A 19,076-nucleotide genomic window follows, 5' to 3' on the forward strand; every position below is an offset into this window, starting at 1 on the left:
CCTCCCGCGCTGCGTTTCCGTTAGCGCGAAAGAGGCGTGATTCTAAGCACCCGCCCCCTTCTCCGCAACCCCTTTATGAAAATATTTTGAAAAAGCCCTCGTGCGCTGCCGCGCACGGGGGCTTCGGCCTGACGCCCTGCATACCGCATGCTGCGCGAGGGGCCCGCGACGAATCCGGGACGAGTCCTTCTTTCCTCCTATCCTATACAGGAGATTGAATATGCCCTCTGTTCAACCGCGCTCCGCATTTGCCTCGCGCCGGACACCACCCCACGGCACAAACAAGAGAGCGCACGTCGTCGAGTATCATGCCGCGATCGAACAACGCACTCATACCGACGATGGACAGCACCACTCAATCCGGCGACGCCGATCTCCGCGATGAATACGCCGCGCTGCGCGAGCGCGCCGTCATGCTCGAAGAACAGGTCCCGCCGCTCCTGCAACGCATCTCGAATGTCCTGCCGCGCATCAGCGGCGTGTCCGATCTGGCGGACGAGCATCGTGAACGACTCGTCGGCGCGCGCAACGCAGCGATGGTCTCGATCGAAAACTATCAACAGGCGATCCCCTTCCTGCAGACGGCCGACTCGATCATCGAGCAGCTCGACAAAACGCCCGAGCGCGACGAAGACATCGAATGGCGCGAATCGCTGCTGCAGCGACTCGACGAACTGATCGATGTCGCGGTCGTGATGATCGACGATGCGCAAGGCTATTTCGAGCAAGCGGCTGCCTGCGATCTCTCCAGCGTGCCGAAGTCCATTCTCGAAGACTGAGCATCCCGGCCAAGAGGCGCGCGGTGCGTCAACTGCATATATGTTGCATGTTGCGCACGCCAGCTGCCCCGCACATGCCGACCGGCTGTCACTGCTCGACACCTCGACATCGACATGTCCGACACGTCTCCCGAAAGAGCTCACCTTCCTGTCGCGGGTTCACGCGTATCGGCAAGCCGCGGCCCGTGACTAGAGCGTATCGAGAACGATCGTCTCGCCGACGATCGGCACACGGATATACCCGCCTTCCGCATCGCCGTACGCGTGCGCGTTTCCGTCGATCACGTATTGCGCGGTCAATGCGCACAACGTCGCGTCCCGCGCGTCGACCGATCGCAGTGTCGACACGTCGATCCCGAGTTGGGTCAGCAATTGCCGGCGCTGGTTGCGTTTCTGCTTCGCCGACGCGATCGCCTTGCCAAGCAATGCGCAGGTAATCGCGTACGGATAAGTCTCGAAGCTCACGCGCCCGCCGGCATAGCGCGCGTCGGTCAGCAGCGGATAGGCGTCGGCCAGCGCGCGGTAGACCCGCTCTCCCATGAACATCCAGTCGAAGAAGCCCGACGTGCTGGCCACGGCCTGCTCGCGCGATGGCGTCGGGAAACACGAGATCCGTTCACGCGCGAGCGCCTGCTCGGCAGCCCGGCGTCCGCTGCCCGTCCACCAAAGGCTCGGCGCGTCGACGCCGACCGCCACCACGTCATGCTCGATACACAGCGAAGGCAGCGCTTCGGGCGCGATCCGCTCCGCGCGGCAAACGATCGTCGCGCCGCGCAAGATCACGAGATCGCATCGCTTCTTGTCGCCGCCCACGTCGACACCCGCCACCGCGGGCAACGACCGCGCGACTGATCGGGAGCGGGATCGGGCCGCCTGCATGGCTGCGCGTCAGTCCGCCGGCCGCGCGTCGTACGCGGCGTCGAAGATCCCTTCGAGGCCCGGATGCACGCCGCGCATCCGGTCGACGACCGACTTCGCCCAGTCGAAGTACGCCTGCTTGCGCTCGAGGGGCCAGTCCGCGGGCGGATGCCGTGCGATGTCACGCAGGTTGCAGATCTTGTCGGCGAGCTTCACGAGCTTCGCGCGCCGGCTGATGGTCGCCGCATGCTCGACCTGCAGGCGCTTGCGCTCGTCCTTCGGCAACGACTTGTCGTCGGTGACTTCCATCACGATGTCGGCGACGTCCTTGCCGAACAGCCGCAGCAGCTCCTGCTCGGTGGTCTCCGTATCCTCGATCGTGTCGTGCAACACCGCCGCGACGATCACGCGCTCGTCCTCGATGCCGGCTTCGTTGGCCAGCACGGCGGCCAGCGCGATCGGATGGTTGATGTACGGCGATGCCTCGTCGTCCTTGCGCCGCTGATTGCGATGCTTGTCCGCCGCGAACGCGATGGCAGCTACCAGCTTGTTCATGTTGATCCCTCGTGTGGCCGGACCCGCGACCGGCTGAACCGGTCGCGTGCGTTTCGGAACCGCACATACTACCTGTACGCGATGACCATTCCCACATATCGGAACATCGGGCCGCGGGCCGTCATGCGCCGGCCGCCTCGCGCTCCAGCTCCACCACGTTCACCTGCGTGCCGAACACATCGCGCACGAGCGGCAGCAGGTGACCATGGTGCGTCAGAAACAGCACCTGGGTTCGCGTCGACAGATCGCGCAGTGCCTCGAGTCCCGCCTTCGCGCGCGCATCGTCGAAGTTGATGAACAGATCGTCGGCAACGAACGGAAGCGCGGTCCTGCTCGCGAGCTGCAATTCGAGCGCCGCGATCCGCAGCGCGAGAAACAACTGATCGCGCGTCCCTTCGCTCAGGCCGGCGACCTCGACCGACGTGCCCTTCGTGCGTCGCGCGTACAGCGCAGGCGGCGTCCGTTCGGTGTCGACGGTCAGCCGCGCGAATTCGCCCAGCGTCAGCCCCGCGAAAATCTCGCCCGCGCGGCGCAGCATCGGCCCCTGCTTCTGGTCGCGATAGCGATCGGTCGCCCACTTCAGCAAACGGCTCGCGGTCGCTGCTTCCAGATACTGTTCAGCCGCGTCGCCCATCGCGGCCAGCGCTTCCTGCCGCTTCGCCTCGGCCACGGCCGCGTTCGCCTGGCCGTCGATCGCGCCGAATGCCTGCTGGGCGACGACCTGCTGTTGCGCGAGCGCGTTCAGGCGCTTGCCGACGTCGCCGAGCGACTGCTTCACCGCTTCGAGATGCGCGGGCACGTCGGCGATGTCCTGTTCCGCGACCTCGGCCTCGACGGCCGACTGGGACAACCCGTCGCCGTCGCGCACGAGTGCCTCCTTCGCGGCATCGACGGCCTGTCGAAGCTGGCGCTGGCGATCCGATCGTTCGGCCAGCGGCAGCGCCGCGTCGATCGACGCGACGCCGGCCAGTTGCAGCAACGGCTGAATGCGTGCGTCCGCACCCGCCACCGCGGCGGCCGCGTCGGCGACCTTGCCCTCGGCCTGCCGCACCGCGTCGTCGGCACGATCGATTGCACGCGCGGTTTCCCGTGCGGCCGCCACGCGCATCGTCAACCGGCGCGCGACGTCCAGCCAGTTGCCGCTCGCCAGCCATTCGGGTTCGAGCGCTTGGGCCAGCCGCCGGGCACCGGCCTCGAGCGCAGCCAGCTCGGCACGAATCGCGGCGATCCGGTTGCGCGGCGCGTCGGCGGCGGCCAGCTCTTCCGTCACCGCATTCGCGAGCCCGAGCGCCCCTTCCGCCGCAGCCAGCGTCACCGCGTTCGCGGACAGCTTCGCGTCGGCGAGCGCGTCGCGCCATTGTGCTTGCCACGCATCGTAGGCGGCCTGTGCCTGGCCCGCGCGCGAACGGGCCGTCGCGCATCCGCGTTCGGCTTCGTGCGCGCGGTCCTCGAGGCTGTCCTTCTGTGCAAGCGTCTTCTCCGCCGACTGCACGAACGTCTCGGCGATCGCGATGAGTGCCGCCAACCCATCGGCGTCGCCGCCGCGCGAGACCAGGCGCAGCGCCGAACGCAACGCGGCTTCCGCGCCGGCGCGCGCATCGCGGATCGTCGCGAATTCGCGGCGCTGGCGGTCAAGTTCGAACTGCGCGGCAAACACCGTGTCGCGCTTCGCGAGCCAGTCGCCCATCGCCGCCAGCGGCATGCCGGGCACGCCGGCCGTCGTCGCCAGTTCGGACCACGCGTCGCGATGCGCGGCGAGCTCGCGTTCGCGCTCGTCCATGGCCGCCTGCCGGCGCATCAACACGGCACGCGCGGATTCGACCTGTTGACGCAGCGATTGCAGCGTCGCCGCCGCTTGCGTGGCGCCGAGCTGCGCGTCGACGAGTTCATCGGCGAGCCGGATCGCATCGTCGACGGCCGGCGCGCCCGTTGCCAGATCGACCACACCGTTGCGGATATCGCCCCACGCGCCGTCGCGACGCGCGCGCGCCGCCAGCACTTCGGCAGTGGTGACGACCTTGTGGGTCTCCGCGAAATGTCTCTCCTGCAGTTCGAGCCGCTCGTATTCTTCCTGCGCGCCGTCCCGTGCATCGCGCGCGGCGGCCGCCGCGCTCACGCGCTCGCTTGCTTCGTTGAGCAGCGCACCGAGCCGCGCCGCCGACGGCACGTCCAGCACACGCAGCGCGTCGACCGGCCTGCGCCACTGGCCGAGCGCATCGAGCGCGTCGGCGAGCGTGCGCTCGGCGGCGGCAATGTCGCGCTCGAGCGCCAGTTCGCGCTGGCCGCTGCCGCGAAAGCCCTGCGCATCGGCGAGCGCGGCACGAAGCACTTCCGGCACATCGACGGTAGACAGACGCGCGAGTTGTTCCTGCGCCTGCGCGAGTTCCTGCATGCGTTCGTCGAGCGATTCCCGCGCACCGGCCAGCGCCTGATGCAGCGCGCCGTGGTCGCGCAAGAGATTCGCGACAGTCTTCAGCGACAGCGCGGTTGGCAGTGCCGCGCGCAGCGACGCCTCGTCGGTCGGCCAGCCGAGCTGCGCGGCCGCGGAGCCCGCGGCGGTCAGATGCCGCTCCACGTCCGCGCCGAGCAACAGCAGATCCTGAGCGTGATTCATGCATGCGCCGCGCAACCGGTCGAGCGCTTCGATGTCGCCTTCGAGCGCCAGCGCATCGGCGTCCGGATCGATCGCATCGCGCGCCTGCCGTTTCGCGAGCAGGTCCGTGCGACGCTCCTCGAGCACTTTCTGTTCCGCGGCGAGGTCGCCTTGCGCTTTCAGCAAGTCGGCATACGCGGTCGGCGGCAACTCGACGATGGTGCCCAGTTCGGCAAGCGCCGCTTCCTTGATCGTCAGTTCCTTCAGGTATGGCGCCAGCCGCCGCACACGCTCGAGCTTCGAACGCAGCGCTTCGAGGCGGCGTTGCTCCACGCGCGCGTGCTCGATCTCCTGCTCGACCGCGTCGCGCGCCTCCTTGCGATCGACCCAGTCACGCGTGCGCACCTGGACCGCCTTCAGTTCGCCGACCGCTTCGTTGAACGACGTCTCGGCCTGCGCGAACGCGCTGCCGCTGCGTCGCGGCGCCCACAGCTCGCCCGCACGCGCGTCGAGCTCCTCGCGCACGGGCCCGAGCGTGCCGACACCCGCCGCCGATTCGAACAGCACCTGGCCGAGCTTGTCGGACGCATCGAGAATGCTCCGGCCGCCGTCGACGAGCCGCCCATGGTCGAGCCCGAACATCTGCTCGAAAAACTCGCGCGTCGCGCCGTCGAGGATGGCCGCGAGGTAGTCGTCCGGGAGCTTGTCGTCGGCGGGCGTGCGCAACGGGCTGCGCCCGCGCGCGCGATGAAATGCGAGCGCGCCGGTGCCCCCCTCCAGCACACCGCCGATCCGCAGGTCGGGCGTTGCATGCAGGAAGTCGAGCGGCGTCTGCAGCTTCATCCCGAACAGCAGTTCCGACACGGCCGTGCGGATCGTCGACTTGCCGGCCTCGTTCGGACCCACGATCACGTGAAAATCCTGTCCGGCCGACGGAAAGCGCAGCGTCTCGTCGGTGAACTTGCCGTACTTGATCAGATCGAGCTGGCTGATGCGCATCGCTTATTCCCCCCTCGCCAACCGCGCGAGCAACGCGGGACCGACCTGCTCGACCAGCGCCGTGAGTTCGCCCGCGCGCGCCATCGTCAGCAGCGGCACCTCTTCCTTCACGTCGCTGCGCACCTTGCCGACGAACGGCTTCAGGTCGCGTTCGAGCAGCGCGAGAAAATCCGGATCGTGCGCGGCGTCGGCCAGGATCTGCTTCAGATCCTCCAGCGCCTCGAGCTGCTCGCTCTCGCCCAGCGGCTGCTCGGGCGCGGATGTCGCGAGACGGACCTTCTCCAGCCACAGCCGTTCGTTGCCGATGATGCCGATCTGGTTCAGCACCTCCGCGCGCAATTGCGGCGCGCGGCCGAAGAAAAGACCGTGCGCGGGCGTGCGCCCCGTGACCGTCACGCGCACCGCGCGCGGCACGTCACCGTCGACGGTCAACAGCGCCTCCAGCGACTGGCCGATCTTTCTCGACAGGTCGGCGACCGTGAAGCAATCGGATGCGTCGATCGACAGGGCTTCCCAGCGCAGCACGTCGAGGTACAGGCGCTCGACCTGCGTGCGCCCCTGCTCGACCGTCACGAGCACCGCGCCGCGGCGGCCCGTCTCGCGGATATGGCGACCCTGCAGGTTGCCGGGAAACACGACGGTCGACGGCCCCGACCATTGCTGGAACTCGTGCACGTGGCCGAGCGCCCAGTAGTCGTAGCCCTTCGCGTGCAGTTCCGCCAGCGTGCACGGCGCATAGTTCGCATGCGCCGCATAGCCTTCGAGCGCGGTATGCAGTACGCCGATGTTGTAATGACCCGGCACGGGATCCGGATAGCCGATAGCGAGATTGTCGACGACGGCCTTGTCCTTGAAGCTCTGCCCGTGCAGCGCGACGTCGAATTCCGGCAGCCGATGGGTTTCCGGCTTGCGATGGCCGAACACGGTGACGTTGTCGGGCAAGGTCAGCTTCTTCGTCATCTCGCTTTCTGCATCGTGATTGCCGCCGAGCACGAATGCGCGAATGCCGGCCTTGCGCAGGCGACCCATTTGCTGGCCGAAGAAAATGCCGGTGTTGTGGTCCTTCCAGTCGCCGTCGTACAGGTCGCCGGCGATCACGAGGAACGCGACCGCCTCTTCGATCGCACGATCCACGAGCTGCCGCAGCGCCTCGCGCGACGCGTTGCGCAACTGCGCGGCCGGCGCGTCGGGATACGCGCTCAGGCCGTGCAACGGGCTGTCAAGATGAATGTCTGCCGCGTGGATGAACTTCACGAAGATTCCTCTGTTTCAGGACGAACGGGCGATGTCGACAAGCATTGTGCGCCGTCGAGCGACGCAACGCCGGCGAGGTACGAACCGGACCATCGCCGTTGCATCGTCGCGATGCAACGCTCGTCCGGGCGATGATGCCACCCGTCGCCAGCGGGTCGGGATGGTACCTGAAAGCGAGCGTCGGGAAGGTGCACGACCCCACGCCCTCAATCCGCGCGTGATCGCGCAGCCTCGACGAACCTGCGCCCCGAAACACGGCGGTCGCGATGCCTCGGATGATCTGCCGAAGTCGACGGCCGGCGGCACCCGCGACATTCGTCCCGTGCGAGTCACTCGCCGCGCGGCGCGGGTGGCGGCGCAAAGCCGTCGTCGTTGCCCGGGAACGGATTCGCATTGCGACGCAACGTTTCCTCGTCGCTTTCCTTCTGCGCGAACAGCGCGACGCCGATCACGCCGACGTTCGCCGTATCGCCGTACTTCGAATTCGCGACGTAGCTGTCGGGCACCGACGCGAAGCGGAACGCGGCAACTTCATCGCGGCTCTTGCGGAAGCCCTCGATCGTCAGCGTACGGCCCGGATACAGCACGTAGCCACCGTTCGCATAGCTACCCGGCCGCCCCGACAGCACGTCGAGCCCGTCGACCGTCGACACGACCTCGAACGCGCGGCGCCCCTGGTTGTGCAGCACGATCATGTAGCGTGCACCTTCGACGCCCGCCATGTGCCAGCGGCCGTCGCTGCGCGCGAGACGCAGCGGCACGCCTTTCTCGTCCGAGAACGACAACGCGATGTCGCCGTTCGCGAGCTCGACGCGCGTCGGCAACCGGCGAATCCGCGACGCGGGCGGATGTCCGGGCAGTGCATCGTTGTAGTAGACCGACGCGAGATCCGTCGGCGTCGTCGGATCCGCGCGTTTGAAATCGACCTTGCGGGTTTCGGAATGCACCGACTCGCCCCACGCGGTGCCGAGCCCGCGGCGTTCGCCGGCATCCTGGCTGGCCGGTGCGCTCGCGGAAGTCGGGGGCGGCGACGCGCACGCCGCGAGCCACAGCACGCAGGCGAGCGCGAGAAGACGGAGCAGGATGGTCATGATCGTGGTGCCTCGGAATGTTATCGGACCACGCCGGGCAGGCCGGGGCGGCACTTTGGAGTCGTCTGTCGTCACGATGCCGATCGGACATGCTTGCCTGAATCGACCTGCGTCGCCCGAGGGCGGCCCGGCGATCGGGAGCCTCGCTATTTAAGCACGGTGGGCAGGCAATGGGCAGAGGGTGTGCGGACCGCCTGTTTCGATCCACGGCACACCAACGCGACCACGATGCGCGGCGCGCCCAATGAAAAAAGCCCGGCCCGCATCGAAGCGGGCCGGGCCTTGGCGGGAAGCGTATCGCTTACAGCGCGCCGCCTTGTGCCGACGCCGAACCCTTCACGCCGACCGAAGCGCCGCCCTGCACCGCGTTCGTCGCGCCCTCGAGCGCTTCGCCGGCCTTCGCCTTCGCGCCGCCGGCGACATCACCCGCCGTCGACACCGCGCCTTGCACGTGGCTCTTCGCGGAGTTCGCGACATGCTTCACGTGCGACTTCGTCGCGTGCACGGCCGATGCCGCGGCATCCTTCGCCGAGCCGGCTGCCGAGCCAACTGCCTGCGTTGCGCCACCGACCGCGTTGCCCGCTGCCGAGCCGACGCCGCCAACCGTCTTGCCCACGCCGTTCAGCGCACCGCCGACGAGATTGCCTGCGCCCGAACCCGAGCCTGCGGCATTCGCGCCTGCACCTGCCTGCACGCCCACACCACCGCCGAGCAGCGGCGTCTGGACTTGTGCGCCGACGCCGGCGGAACCTTCCGCGCCCGTCTGCGCCGTTTGTGCGAAAGCAGCCGATGCGATTGCCGTCAGCGCGGCACCAAGCAGAATCGTGCGAATCTTGTTCATGGTCATTCTCCCCAAAGACGTTGTTGCTGCGGGCCGCCTTCGTGCGGCTGGTCGCATGCCTCGCCGCGACGTGCGGCAGGTGGAGCTAATGTAGCCGCGCCAACGTCCAAAACCATCGAATTGCGGGGACTGTTACTTCAGTTGCAAATGCTGACGATTGACTCACACTGTTTGACAAACATCGCGCTCGGCGCGTGATTGGCGTCGCTCGATGGCATGCATCGGCGCATCGGCGCACGAAGTATCTGCTAGCACGGAAAGCGACCATTCCTGTAGGCATCCCAAAGAACGTGTGTCGGCCAGCCGTCGGTGCAGCCAGATAATCGGCTTCTCGCGATCGGCTCGATGTCGTCGGACATGCACGCCGGGATCGCTGTCGATTTTGTCGAATACCATCATCCAGCAGACGTCGAACGGCTCCGCCTCGCGGCTGGTCAGCGCGCGACCGCAATCGACATCACCGAGGAAATCGAAAAATCCCGGCCCCTTGCCACGATGCGTGGTCGTTCCGTTCGTCGATCGTTTCTGCCATGCACCGCCTTCATGTTCCATGTCGGTGACGCGCAGCGCCGTGCCCGCTGCGACTCGCAGACCGGCACGATCGTCGGCGCCTTCGAGCTGCGCGCGAGCGGCTTTCACGCAACCGACCTCAGTCCGCGCGTGCTGCGCAACACAACGGTCACGCGAATCAGGCTGACGCTGGCACCCGATGCGGGCGCCGACCGCGCGCGCGGGAATGCTGATCGGCGTTGTGCACGCAACGACGTGCGGCCACTTCTATTCGCTCTTGTTCGAATGGATCAGCCGCAGAATGCGGGTGTCATACGGCGACTGAATGACTTCCGCGATGCGGATGTCGGATGCGGCAGGATGCAGCGGATTCAACAGGAAGTTATGCGCGTGCGGCACGACGACGCTCGGGACGCGCAGCAAGGCGCTCGGTTGCGTATGCAACCACTCGGTCCCGGCACTACGGGTCCAGTCGACGTTCTCTCGCCAGTCGGCCGGCGCATCGCCATCCGCGATCTCGGCAACGTCCACCGATTCAGGCACCTCGATGCGAAGCAACTGGTATCCGCTCGGCAATTGCGCGACGGTGGCGATTTCGAAGTGAACGAGCGTCTCGAGCAACGCGAGCGCCGGATGCTCGGCGAGATAGACGACGGGTTGCCCGGCAAAATGCCAGCGCCCGCCGGCCCGCAATCCGCCGACGCCTTTCAGGTCCGCGTAATTGCTGATCCGCCACAGCGTCGTCAAGCGAAGTACCCCTCGTCGATCTGCGTGAGGGCTTCTTCGACGAGTCGCGCACCATGCTCGGTGCTCGACATGTCGAGCGACGTGCGTCCGCCGAAGCGCTGGAGCCCGTTGCGCAGCCACGCCATCGCCTTGTCCTGGTCGCCGAACGTGGCCGTTGCCTGCGCGACGATGCGCGCCAGCCGGATCGCCTTGTCGGACTCCTCCGGTGACAGGCGCTCGTGCGCCTGGCGGCGATGGCTCAGCGTACGCCGCGGGATGATGAAAGCGAGTTCATCGGACTTCAGGCCGCGCTCCGACAGCCGGTCGATCACCGCGACGTCGACGCGCGCGCTCGCCAGCTCGGCGAGATCGGCGCCCGAACGCACGCGAATCGCGAGCAGCTGCTCGAGGATCGTGAACTCGGCCTGGCGCGGGTGCGCGACGCCCGACGGATGAAACGCGATCGTACTCATGGCTCTTCTCCGGCAATTTGCCCAATCATTATAGGCGTTTTGCCGAAGACGGGCGAATTCGGTCGGTGGCCGCCCCGACGGCCGGCAGTTCTTGGTGGCGGCGAAGCGGCTTCCCGGCTCGCGGCCCTGCCCCCATCACGCGTGGTTGAAGATTCGCCGTGGAGCGGAAATCGCGAAATCACATATATCAAACCGCGCGCTGACGTCATGAAGTTGTCACGTAACAATTCTTCTGATGAATAACTATTGGCAAAGCGGCACCCGCCCGTCTCGGGCATCGAGTGTGGCATGCGTCCCTCCCCACCACCGACCGATCGGCCGGCCCACGCCGACGAGCGGATCACGTTGCAGAAATTGCCTGCCTGGAAACGCGGATCCTTGTCGACCAGCACATCGGCCGCGTGGGTCGAAGCGCCCCGTGTCTCGGCAACCCGCCAGTTGCTCGAAAACGGCCATGAAACGCCGAAGCAGGTCGCCGCGAAATTCGGCTTCACGAATGCCTATACGCTCAGTCAGTCGTTCCAGGCATGTCGGGATCAAACATGCCGAATACCGGAAACGACAGGCGGTCGTTCAGGGTAATGCGAGACGCGCAGCGAAACGGCACGGACATTCCCGTCGGCGTATGAAGGCAAAGTCCTGTCTCAATTGCAAAGCGATTGGGCAAGCGAATTTCTGTGCCCGCCATCAATACTTCGGTATCCGATTCAATTTGGCCGTCTACCGAACGGGATCGACGAGCGGTCGCCCTACACTCTCGTCCCGGAACGCGCCCGCCCATCGGTTCTGCGCCAACATGCCTTGCGAATCATCCGGTCCGCCGACGATGCTGCGCCAACTGCAACCCGCGACCGCCATCATGCACACCAACAATCATCAGACAAAACCCCATTTCTCCCTTGAATCGTTTACCCAGTTGCAATAATTATTCGCTGGAACGCATGTTTCCGACCGGTGTCGCGATCGCTACGATGCAATCAACCGCTCAACGCAACCAGCGAAGCGCAAAATCTACGAAAACCGGAGGTCACCATGAAGTCGTTCATCTACGCAGTCGCCGCTGCCGCCACCCTGTCCGCATCCCTTGGCGCATTCGCTCAGTCGAACCCGTCGGACCAACTGACGCGCGCTCAGGTCCGCGCAGAACTCGTCCAGCTCGAACAGGCCGGGTACAAGCCGGAAGTGTCCGATGTCCACTATCCGAATGCGCTGCAGACAGCGCAGGCACGCGTGACGAACAGCGACTCAACGGGTTACGGCGCACAGGCTGCGGCCGGCGTGCGTACTGGCCGCGCGATCGCGGTCAAGCAGAACGCTCACGACTCGGTCTATTTCGGTCAGTAAGACCGCCGCACGCTGCGCATACCGCGATACGCCCGCTGCCGACGAAGCACCCCGCTCCCGTTCACCGGGGCGGGGTGTTTCGCTTTCGGTGCACGCGACATGCGCGCTGCACGCAGCCCGACCGACGCGTGGGCGCGGATCGGCCGCCGCAACGCGCTGTTCACGCAGACCGCCGGCGTTTGCGCATAGAATGGCCGCGTGGTCGGCGCCGGCCGAAGCGAACGCGAGCGAAGCCTCGACTCACCGGGCATACCCACTCGCTGGCCGATCCGATGCCGCACTCATCGCATTTTTCGAAAAGGAGCGGTTTCATGTCTCAAACATCCGGTTCCATGATCACGTTTCGCCGTCCGGACGGCCAGGAACTGCAGGGCTACCTCGCCACGCCGGAAAAGACCGAAGGTGCACCCGCCGTCGTCGTTATTCAGGAGTGGTGGGGGCTGAATGACCAGATCCGCGGCGTCGCCGATCGCCTCGCGCGCTGCGGCTACATTGCGCTCGTGCCCGACCTGTATCGCGGCAAGTCGACGGTCGAGGAGGAAGAAGCGCATCACCTGATGACGGGCCTCGATTTCGGCGATGCGGCATCGCAGGACATTCCCGGCGCGGTGCAATACCTGAAGACGCGCGCGTCGCGCGTGGCGATCACCGGCTTCTGCATGGGCGGCGCTCTCACGCTGCTGTCGCTGCAGTTCGCCGATGCGGACGCCGGCGTTACCTGGTATGGCTTCCCCCCGCTCGACTACCTCGATCCGTCGAAGATCAAGGTGCCGCTGATGGGTCACTGGGGCACGCAGGATGCGTTCTTCGCGATCGACCAGGTCGATGCGCTGGAGAAGAAGCTGACCGACGCAAAGGTCGACGTCGAATTCCACCGCTATCTCGCGCATCACGCGTTCGCGAACGAAACGGCTGTCGGCCCGGGCCGCATCGGCGGCACGCAGTTCGATCCGGTGTGGTCGCAGATCGCGTGGGATCGCACACTCACGTTCTTCGGGCGCACGCTCTGGGACAAGCAGCAGTAATATCGCAGCGGATCTCCACCGCTGCTGGGCTGCGATGCACATGAAGCAAACGCCACGACCTTGCAATCGTGGCGTTGTCGTTTTATGGAGCGAATTCGTTATGCGACCATCTCGCGCGTCACGGGTTCGACACCGAAGCGCGCACGACGGAATGCGAGTGCCACGGCCGGCTCCGCAATACACCTCAGTTTCGAAAGCTCGGCTGCGCCCTCGTCATCAAGTTCGGTGTGCAAAATATCCTGCACGGCCGAACGTCGATTCACGGACCGCGTTTGCGAGTGCCGGGTCATTCGAACCGGCACTCGTTGTCCGCCTTCGCTCAGGACTCGCAGGAACCGCGCAGCGCCGCCTCGTCGGCGGACAGCATTTCGGGCACGCATTCGCGCAGGAAATCGACGAACGTGCGGATCTTTGCGTCGAGGTACTGGCGCGACGCATATAACGTGTAGACCGTCAGCTTCTGCAGCCGGTACTCGGGCAACACGCGAACCAGCGCACCGCTCGCCAGAGCAGGCACCGCGGTCGACATCGGCAATGAGCCGATCCCGAGGCCGGCGCGCAATGCGGCGCCGAGCGCATCGGCGATATTGACCTGGAAATCCGGCAGCGGCAGTTCGAACGTCTCGCGACCATCGGGGCCGTCGAGATGCCACCGGTCGCGCGGAAAGATCGGCGTGACGATCTGCAGGCACGCATGCGATTCGAGATCGCGCACGGTGCGCGGCGTGCCCCGTTCCTTCAGGTATGCCGGCGACGCACACAGCACGCTGTGCACATCGCCGAGCCGCTGCGACACCAGCCCCGAGTCGGGCAGCTCCGTCGCGCTCAATTGGAGCGACACGTCGTAGCCTTCGTCGATGATGTCTGGCACGTGCTGCGACAGCGTGAGCTCGACGGCCACCGACGGATAACGCTGCCGGTATCGCACCACTGCCGGCACCAGGTAGGCCTGACCGAAACTGGTCGTCGCATGTACATGCAAGCGGCCCGACGGCTTCGCCTGCGCGTCGGCCGCCTCGGCTTCCGCTTCGTCGATATAGCCGAGGATGCGCTGGCAGCGGTCGAGATAGCGCTGTCCGGCATCCGTCAATGCGATGCGGCGCGTGCTCCGGTTGAGCAGACGGGTGCGCAGGTGCGTTTCGAGTTGCGCGACCGAACGCGATGCGTAGGCAGTGGTGATATCCAGGCGCTGGGCCGCGCTCGTGAAGCTGCCCTCCTCCGCCACCCGGACGAAAATGCGCATCATCTGTAACGTGTCCATCGACATGTCCCCGGGATTGAAATCGCCTTGCAGCGGCGCCCGCCCCGGCACGTTCCGGTCTGGCGCGAATTGTGCGGAACAGTACCGCAGCGGTGCAGACGTGTCCAGTTTGCCGTGCGCCACATCGGCGGGCGATCGCTCATGCGGCGCCGCATGTCGAAGGACGACCGGCACCGGATCGTTGCAGGCCGCATCGCGGCCTGCCGGGGCACACATCGCGCGTGTAGCGTCGCGCTCAGAGCGGGTCGAAGGGATTGCGCAGCACGATCGTGTCGTCGCGCTCGGCGCCGGTCGTGATCATCGACACGGACACGCCCGCGATCGTCTCGACGCGCGCGATGAAATCCCGTGCGGCACGCGGCAACGCCGCGCGCTCGCGTACACCCTTCACGGTGCCGTCCCACCCGGGGAACGTTTCGTAGACGGGCGTTGCGCGCGCCTGCGCATCGACGCTCGCGGGCAGATGGTCGACACGTGCGCCGTCAAGTTCGTAGCCGACGCACAGCTGGATCGACTTGACGCCGTCGAGCACGTCGAGCTTGGTGAGCGCGAGTGAATCGATGCCCGAAATCCGCACCGCCTGCCGCAACTGCGCGGCGTCGAGCCATCCGCAGCGGCGCGGCCGACCCGTGTTGACGCCGAACTCCTGGCCACGCGCGCGCAGCGCTTCGCCGGTGGCGTCGGTCAGTTCGGTGAGGAACGGTCCGCCGCCGACGCGTGTCGCGTACGCCTTGGTCACACCCAGCACGTGACCGAGTTTGGACGCGCCGAGGCCCGTGCCGGCCGCCGCGGCCGATGCAACGGTGCCCGACGACGTCACGAACGGATACGTGCCCCAGTCGATGTCGAGCATCACGGCCTGCGAGCCCTCGAACAAGATGCGCTCGCCGCGGTCGTTCGCGTCGTTGAGGTCGGCCCACACGGGACGCACGAACGGCAGGATCTTCGGCGCGATGTCGATCAGCGTTGCCAGCATCGCGTCGCGCGAGCACGGCTCGAGCCCCAGGCCGCGGAACCATGCATTGTGGTGATCGACCAGCACGTCGAGCTTGTCGGCAAGCTGGCCCGGCTCCGCCAGATCCGCGACTCGCAGCCCGCGGCGCCCGACCTTGTCCTCGTAAGCGGGCCCGATCCCACGCAGCGTGGTGCCGATGGGTTCGCGACGCAGACACTCCTGCGCCTGGTCGATCGCACGGTGAATCGGCAGGACCAGCGTGGCGTTCTCTGCGATCGACAGATTGTCCGGCGTCACCGACAGCCCGAGCTGGGCCATCCGTCCGATCTCGGCCAGCAGCGCTTCCGGATCGAGCGCCACACCGTTGCCGATCACGCCGCGCTTGCCGCGCACGATGCCGCTCGGCAGCAGCGCGAGCTTGTACGTCTTGTCGCCGACGACCAGCGTATGCCCCGCGTTGTGGCCGCCGTTGTAGCGTGCGACGAGATCGGCCTGCGCCGCCAGCCAGTCCACGACGCGTCCCTTGCCTTCGTCACCCCATTGGGCGCCCACCACCACCACGTTCGACATGCTCCATACTCCATGTGAGAAATCCAAACACACATTCCGGCCACATCGGCCGTTTGTGTGCCATATTGGCGGAGCAGGATCACCCGATCAAACGATTAAATCTGAGCAGTCGCGTGAGTAAATTTCACGCGAAACGATGCATGGCCCGACGACTCCCTCCATTGAACTCGCTGCGCGCGTTCGAAGCCGCGGCCCGCCTCGGCAGTTTCACGCTCGCCGCCAACGAGCTGTGCGTGACGCATGGCGCGATCAGCCGGCATGTTCAGCAACTGGAGGCATGGCTTGGCCGACCGCTGTTCGAGCGCCACAACCGGCGCGTCGAACTGACCGACGCCGGTCGCATGTACCTTGCCGAGGTCGGTGCGTCGTTCGACCGGATCGCGCTCGCCACCGCACAGCATTTCGGCCAGGGGCAGCAGCGCGTACTGCGCGTCAGCGCGCCCGCGACGTTTTCACTGCGCTGGCTCGTGCCGAAGCTGTCGTCGTTCCAGGTTGCGCATCCGGCCATCGAGGTGCGGCTGTCGACGTCGAACGAGCCCATCGAGAAGTTGCGCGACAAGGTTGACCTGATCGTGCGCGGTGGCCCGCAGGCGATCGACGGATATGTTGCCGAGGAGTTTCTATCCGAAATCCGGCTACCCGTATGCGCGCCGAAGCTGCTCGAGAGTCGGCCGTTGCGTACGCCGGCCGATCTCGCCGGCTTCACGCTGCTGCATGCGGCGACGTACCCCGGTATGTGGCCCGAGTGGCTCGCGGCGGCCGGGCACGCGAATCTGGCGCCGCGGCATTCGCTCACGCTCGAGCATTTCTATCTGACGCTGCAAGGCGCGCTCGACGGCCTCGGCGTCGCAATGGGGCCGATCGCCCTCGTCGCGGACGACATCGCCGAAGGCCGGCTGGTGCAGCCGTTCAGCGAACCGGCACTACCGCCGTGGCGCTATTTCACTTACGTGGCGGCTGCCCGCGCGGAAGACGAAGCCGTGCGGGCATTCAAGGACTGGCTGAAAGCAACAGGGAACGCAACGGCGGACGCGCGGCGCTGATCAAGTCGGTATGTCGGCGACCAGTCGTTGCGCAATGCGCACCGGCTCGATTGGCGCGGGTTTCGGGTGCTTTTGCGCGGAGCCATATTGCTCGTGCATGATCGCTTTTCGCCTCGTGATTCATCCATCGATCTGATGTAATCCGTAGGATTCCTCTACTACTGAACAAACAGAATGGCTCAGGTCGTTCAAGTAGCACAGGATGACTAAACGAATCGAGTTGGCATTCATCTCACCGAGAAACAAAGGACATCGAATCAATTGACTCGGATATCACACCTCCATGGTGACCGGTCGCGCATCGCGTTTCAGCAACAGAAACGACAAACCCCGGCTCGCGCCGGGGTTTGTCTCGTGGGGGGAACGCTTATTGGCTTGCGCCAGCGGCTTCGCCCGCCTTCTTCTCAGCGTTCTGCAGATTCTGCGGATAGTTCGGATCGTTGGCCGCCGGCTTGTAACCAGCGTCTTCGAGCTTCTTCAGTTCGGCGTTGTTCTTCGCACGCGCCGCCTTGTGTTCGGCTTTGCGTTTTGCCCGTGCTGCCTTGCGTGCTTCACGTTTCGCGGCTTTCGCATCCGATGCGGCGGATGCGGCCGGTGCACTGGCGTCGGTCTGCGCGAACACCGGAGCGGCGGAGCCGAAGAGGAACGCGGCTGCCGTCGCAGCCAGCGTCAGTTTTTTGATCTGGATTCGCATCGCTGAACTCTCTTTTCTGATTGGTCACGGAGTGAAAGCACATCGAGATACCGCCCCTGCCCCTGATCGGTCTTCATGTCTCGGTCAGGGCCTTTGCATCATAACCGCGTTGAAAAAAATGTGGCGCCATCATGCGTACATTGTTGGGAATACGCGTATGGGGGCGTCGTATCGTCATGTGTCCCGCGCCCGTCCGCTCCGCGTTTCGCAGGGGCCAGGTGATGCATCGTGCTCGGGAATCACGCAACGTGCACGACCGCGGCAACCGCGTGGCGAAGCGAATCGTTCCACCGATACGGTGCAGATTGCCGATGAAGATGAGATCGATTTCGGTGCTTTACGCACTCGCACGACGCCGACTGTTTCACTCGTGGAATCGGCTGCTCGCGCAACGCGATCGTCGCCTCATGAGCGGGATATGCGACGGAATCGCGAACCTGTGCACCATGTTGTGATTCGCTGTCGCGCGAACGACGGTTCCTCCCATAAACGACCACGCTTCATTCTGTACCGAGCCTGCCGCATTTCCCGCACGTCGACACGATACGAACGATCGGGTAACCGATCGTCGCCCGCGTGGCTACCTGTTCGGTTCTATTCGTCGCCAGATGTGGGAGATGACGTTTGCGGGTTGAGACGACCTCCGCCGCTCAAGGTGAACGCTTCGATAGGCATTTGCTCACGACTGGCTAATGGTCGTATGAGCGAATGCGCGACGCTTGTCATCGTACCGACGTCGCGAAGCGTCTCGAGTCTATGTGGCAAGAACGGCGACACATCAGGCGCTGCGCGCATGCCTCACAGCTTTTCCATCGGGTGACCGCATCTGGTGCGGGGGCGTCGCGCGCACGGTTTGTTCATCCGACGGACACTTTGTAGGTGAGCTTTTACAGGACACGGTAACTTCCAGCGGTGAGAATTTTCGGGATTCGAGTACGGGTTCGATGAGGGTGAGCCATATTGATGGCGGCAGCCTCACGTTCGAGGCCGTTGCCAGGATTGTTGTGATCGAGCGGCGCGGTCGGCGTCTCGCTTGGCACAGGGATGGGTTTTCGTCGCACCGGTCGGGACACGGTGGCAATTCAGATGCCGGTTCAAAGGTAGAAAACCGCGATGCAGAGTGAGCGGATCAAGAGCCAGCCCATTTCGTCTGTGCACGGGTCATCGAGCAGAAAGCCCCCGACAGACCAACACGTGACAGTCGAAGACTTTTCCACGGAAGCACCGACTCGGACGCTAAAAAAACCGCTTGAGAATGAATTCCGATGATTTCTCATTGCCATGACGAGAACCGGCCGCACTCCGCTGTTGACCACGGTGGCCGTAGCCTGCGGGTAATCCCGGATGGGAAACATACCGCTGGGTGCCTTTTTTGTTCCCATAGATGGGAACCTAGGGACCGAAAGCGGAGATTTCCTCCCATAAGTTTCTACGTTTGAGTATTTGTTAGTAGGTACTCACCTTCATGGGGGGCCTTGCTAGGCCTGGGACGCTTGCAAAATAAG

16 protein-coding genes and 2 pseudogenes are annotated in these 19,076 nt (G+C 65.3%); 5 read left to right on the forward strand and 13 right to left on the reverse strand.

Translation table 11 applies throughout. From position 1 onward, the window contains the following. The first annotated feature begins 341 nt into the window (after window positions 1-341). A complete protein-coding gene (locus ACV22V_RS15150) occupies window positions 342-779 on the forward strand; it encodes an ATPase (RefSeq protein ID WP_244135326.1) in 438 nt (145 codons plus the stop codon). A gap of 189 nt (window positions 780-968) precedes the next feature. On the opposite strand, the gene ACV22V_RS15155 is transcribed toward ACV22V_RS15150, so the two are convergent. The 10 genes and pseudogenes from ACV22V_RS15155 to ACV22V_RS15200 all read right to left on the reverse strand — a co-directional run. After that, complete coding sequence (locus ACV22V_RS15155) at window positions 969-1,658, reverse strand: DUF429 domain-containing protein (RefSeq protein WP_059699306.1); 690 nt, start codon at window positions 1,656-1,658, stop codon at window positions 969-971. 9 nt (window positions 1,659-1,667) lie between these two features. Further along, window positions 1,668-2,192: an HD domain-containing protein gene (locus ACV22V_RS15160; protein ID WP_044848835.1), complete on the reverse strand. Its 525-nt coding sequence runs from the start codon at window positions 2,190-2,192 to the stop codon at window positions 1,668-1,670. A gap of 121 nt (window positions 2,193-2,313) precedes the next feature. Next, a complete protein-coding gene (locus ACV22V_RS15165; RefSeq protein ID WP_448014432.1) occupies window positions 2,314-5,784 on the reverse strand; it encodes an AAA family ATPase in 3,471 nt (1,156 codons plus the stop codon). Between the two features lie 3 nt (window positions 5,785-5,787). Next, entirely contained in the window at window positions 5,788-7,038 is a 1,251-nt protein-coding gene (locus tag ACV22V_RS15170) for a metallophosphoesterase family protein (RefSeq protein ID WP_059690972.1), read from the reverse strand. Between the two features lie 329 nt (window positions 7,039-7,367). Then, window positions 7,368-8,129 (reverse strand): hypothetical protein, encoded by a 762-nt coding sequence (locus tag ACV22V_RS15175; RefSeq protein WP_448014434.1) that lies wholly within the window; start codon window positions 8,127-8,129, stop codon window positions 7,368-7,370. A 301-nt stretch (window positions 8,130-8,430) separates the two neighbouring features. Continuing rightward, complete coding sequence (locus tag ACV22V_RS15180) at window positions 8,431-8,970, reverse strand: hypothetical protein (protein WP_059530850.1); 540 nt, start codon at window positions 8,968-8,970, stop codon at window positions 8,431-8,433. A gap of 162 nt (window positions 8,971-9,132) precedes the next feature. Further along, on the reverse strand, window positions 9,133-9,609 hold the full coding sequence (locus tag ACV22V_RS15185; protein WP_448014435.1) for a hypothetical protein: 477 nt from the start codon (window positions 9,607-9,609) through the stop codon (window positions 9,133-9,135). Between the two features lie 138 nt (window positions 9,610-9,747). Beyond that, the gene (locus ACV22V_RS15190) at window positions 9,748-10,227 is read right to left on the reverse strand and encodes an RES family NAD+ phosphorylase (protein WP_059530847.1); all 480 of its coding nucleotides are present in this window, start codon (window positions 10,225-10,227) and stop codon (window positions 9,748-9,750) included. Then, window positions 10,224-10,679 carry a type II RES/Xre toxin-antitoxin system antitoxin gene (gene parS, locus ACV22V_RS15195; protein WP_006753033.1) on the reverse strand — a complete coding sequence of 152 codons (456 nt, stop codon included), beginning with the start codon at window positions 10,677-10,679 and terminating at the stop codon, window positions 10,224-10,226. The genes ACV22V_RS15190 and parS overlap by 4 nt, the downstream gene beginning before the upstream one ends. A gap of 317 nt (window positions 10,680-10,996) precedes the next feature. Next, window positions 10,997-11,077, reverse strand: a pseudogene (locus ACV22V_RS15200) (phosphohydrolase); the annotation flags it as partial. Between ACV22V_RS15200 and ACV22V_RS15205 the strand changes: the two are divergent. The 3 genes and pseudogenes from ACV22V_RS15205 to ACV22V_RS15215 form a co-directional block, all read left to right on the forward strand. Next, window positions 11,070-11,253 (forward strand): annotated as a pseudogene (locus ACV22V_RS15205) (helix-turn-helix domain-containing protein); the annotation flags it as partial. The pseudogenes ACV22V_RS15200 and ACV22V_RS15205 overlap by 8 nt on opposite strands. Window positions 11,254-11,711: 458 nt before the next feature. After that, window positions 11,712-12,023 (forward strand): DUF4148 domain-containing protein, encoded by a 312-nt coding sequence (locus tag ACV22V_RS15210; RefSeq protein WP_448014437.1) that lies wholly within the window; start codon window positions 11,712-11,714, stop codon window positions 12,021-12,023. A gap of 311 nt (window positions 12,024-12,334) precedes the next feature. Continuing rightward, the gene (locus tag ACV22V_RS15215; RefSeq protein ID WP_448014439.1) at window positions 12,335-13,048 is read left to right on the forward strand and encodes a dienelactone hydrolase family protein; all 714 of its coding nucleotides are present in this window, start codon (window positions 12,335-12,337) and stop codon (window positions 13,046-13,048) included. A 319-nt stretch (window positions 13,049-13,367) separates the two neighbouring features. Here the strand turns inward: ACV22V_RS15215 and ACV22V_RS15220 are convergent, their stop codons facing one another. Then, on the reverse strand, window positions 13,368-14,309 hold the full coding sequence (locus ACV22V_RS15220; protein WP_059697535.1) for a LysR family transcriptional regulator: 942 nt from the start codon (window positions 14,307-14,309) through the stop codon (window positions 13,368-13,370). A gap of 235 nt (window positions 14,310-14,544) precedes the next feature. Then, complete coding sequence (locus ACV22V_RS15225) at window positions 14,545-15,834, reverse strand: adenylosuccinate synthase (protein ID WP_448014441.1); 1,290 nt, start codon at window positions 15,832-15,834, stop codon at window positions 14,545-14,547. Between the two features lie 140 nt (window positions 15,835-15,974). Between ACV22V_RS15225 and gcvA the strand changes: the two genes are divergently transcribed. Beyond that, on the forward strand, window positions 15,975-16,877 hold the full coding sequence (gene gcvA, locus ACV22V_RS15230; RefSeq protein WP_059530831.1) for a transcriptional regulator GcvA: 903 nt from the start codon (window positions 15,975-15,977) through the stop codon (window positions 16,875-16,877). A gap of 367 nt (window positions 16,878-17,244) precedes the next feature. Here gcvA and ACV22V_RS15235 read toward each other — a convergent pair whose 3' ends face one another. Then, window positions 17,245-17,571 carry a hypothetical protein gene (locus ACV22V_RS15235; RefSeq protein WP_044848822.1) on the reverse strand — a complete coding sequence of 109 codons (327 nt, stop codon included), beginning with the start codon at window positions 17,569-17,571 and terminating at the stop codon, window positions 17,245-17,247. Window positions 17,572-19,076 lie beyond the last annotated feature (1,505 nt).

The organism is Burkholderia sp. AW33-5, assembly GCF_053427615.1.

Excerpts from the sequence above, each read along its gene's own strand:
- ACV22V_RS15160 (WP_044848835.1), bottom strand. The coding sequence starts at position 2,192 with ATGAACAAGCTGGTAGCTGCCATCGCGTTCGCGGCGGACAAGCATCGC.
- ACV22V_RS15165 (WP_448014432.1), bottom strand. The coding sequence starts at position 5,784 with ATGCGCATCAGCCAGCTCGATCTGATCAAGTACGGCAAGTTCACCGAC.
- ACV22V_RS15180 (WP_059530850.1), bottom strand. The coding sequence starts at position 8,970 with ATGAACAAGATTCGCACGATTCTGCTTGGTGCCGCGCTGACGGCAATC.
- ACV22V_RS15210 (WP_448014437.1), top strand. The coding sequence starts at position 11,712 with ATGAAGTCGTTCATCTACGCAGTCGCCGCTGCCGCCACCCTGTCCGCA.
- ACV22V_RS15215 (WP_448014439.1), top strand. The coding sequence starts at position 12,335 with ATGTCTCAAACATCCGGTTCCATGATCACGTTTCGCCGTCCGGACGGC.
- ACV22V_RS15150 (WP_244135326.1), top strand. The coding sequence starts at position 342 with ATGGACAGCACCACTCAATCCGGCGACGCCGATCTCCGCGATGAATAC.
- gcvA (WP_059530831.1), top strand. The coding sequence starts at position 15,975 with ATGGCCCGACGACTCCCTCCATTGAACTCGCTGCGCGCGTTCGAAGCC.
- ACV22V_RS15175 (WP_448014434.1), bottom strand. The coding sequence starts at position 8,129 with ATGACCATCCTGCTCCGTCTTCTCGCGCTCGCCTGCGTGCTGTGGCTC.
- ACV22V_RS15220 (WP_059697535.1), bottom strand. The coding sequence starts at position 14,309 with ATGGACACGTTACAGATGATGCGCATTTTCGTCCGGGTGGCGGAGGAG.
- parS (WP_006753033.1), bottom strand. The coding sequence starts at position 10,679 with ATGAGTACGATCGCGTTTCATCCGTCGGGCGTCGCGCACCCGCGCCAG.
- ACV22V_RS15235 (WP_044848822.1), bottom strand. The coding sequence starts at position 17,571 with ATGCGAATCCAGATCAAAAAACTGACGCTGGCTGCGACGGCAGCCGCG.
- ACV22V_RS15225 (WP_448014441.1), bottom strand. The coding sequence starts at position 15,834 with ATGTCGAACGTGGTGGTGGTGGGCGCCCAATGGGGTGACGAAGGCAAG.
- ACV22V_RS15155 (WP_059699306.1), bottom strand. The coding sequence starts at position 1,658 with ATGCAGGCGGCCCGATCCCGCTCCCGATCAGTCGCGCGGTCGTTGCCC.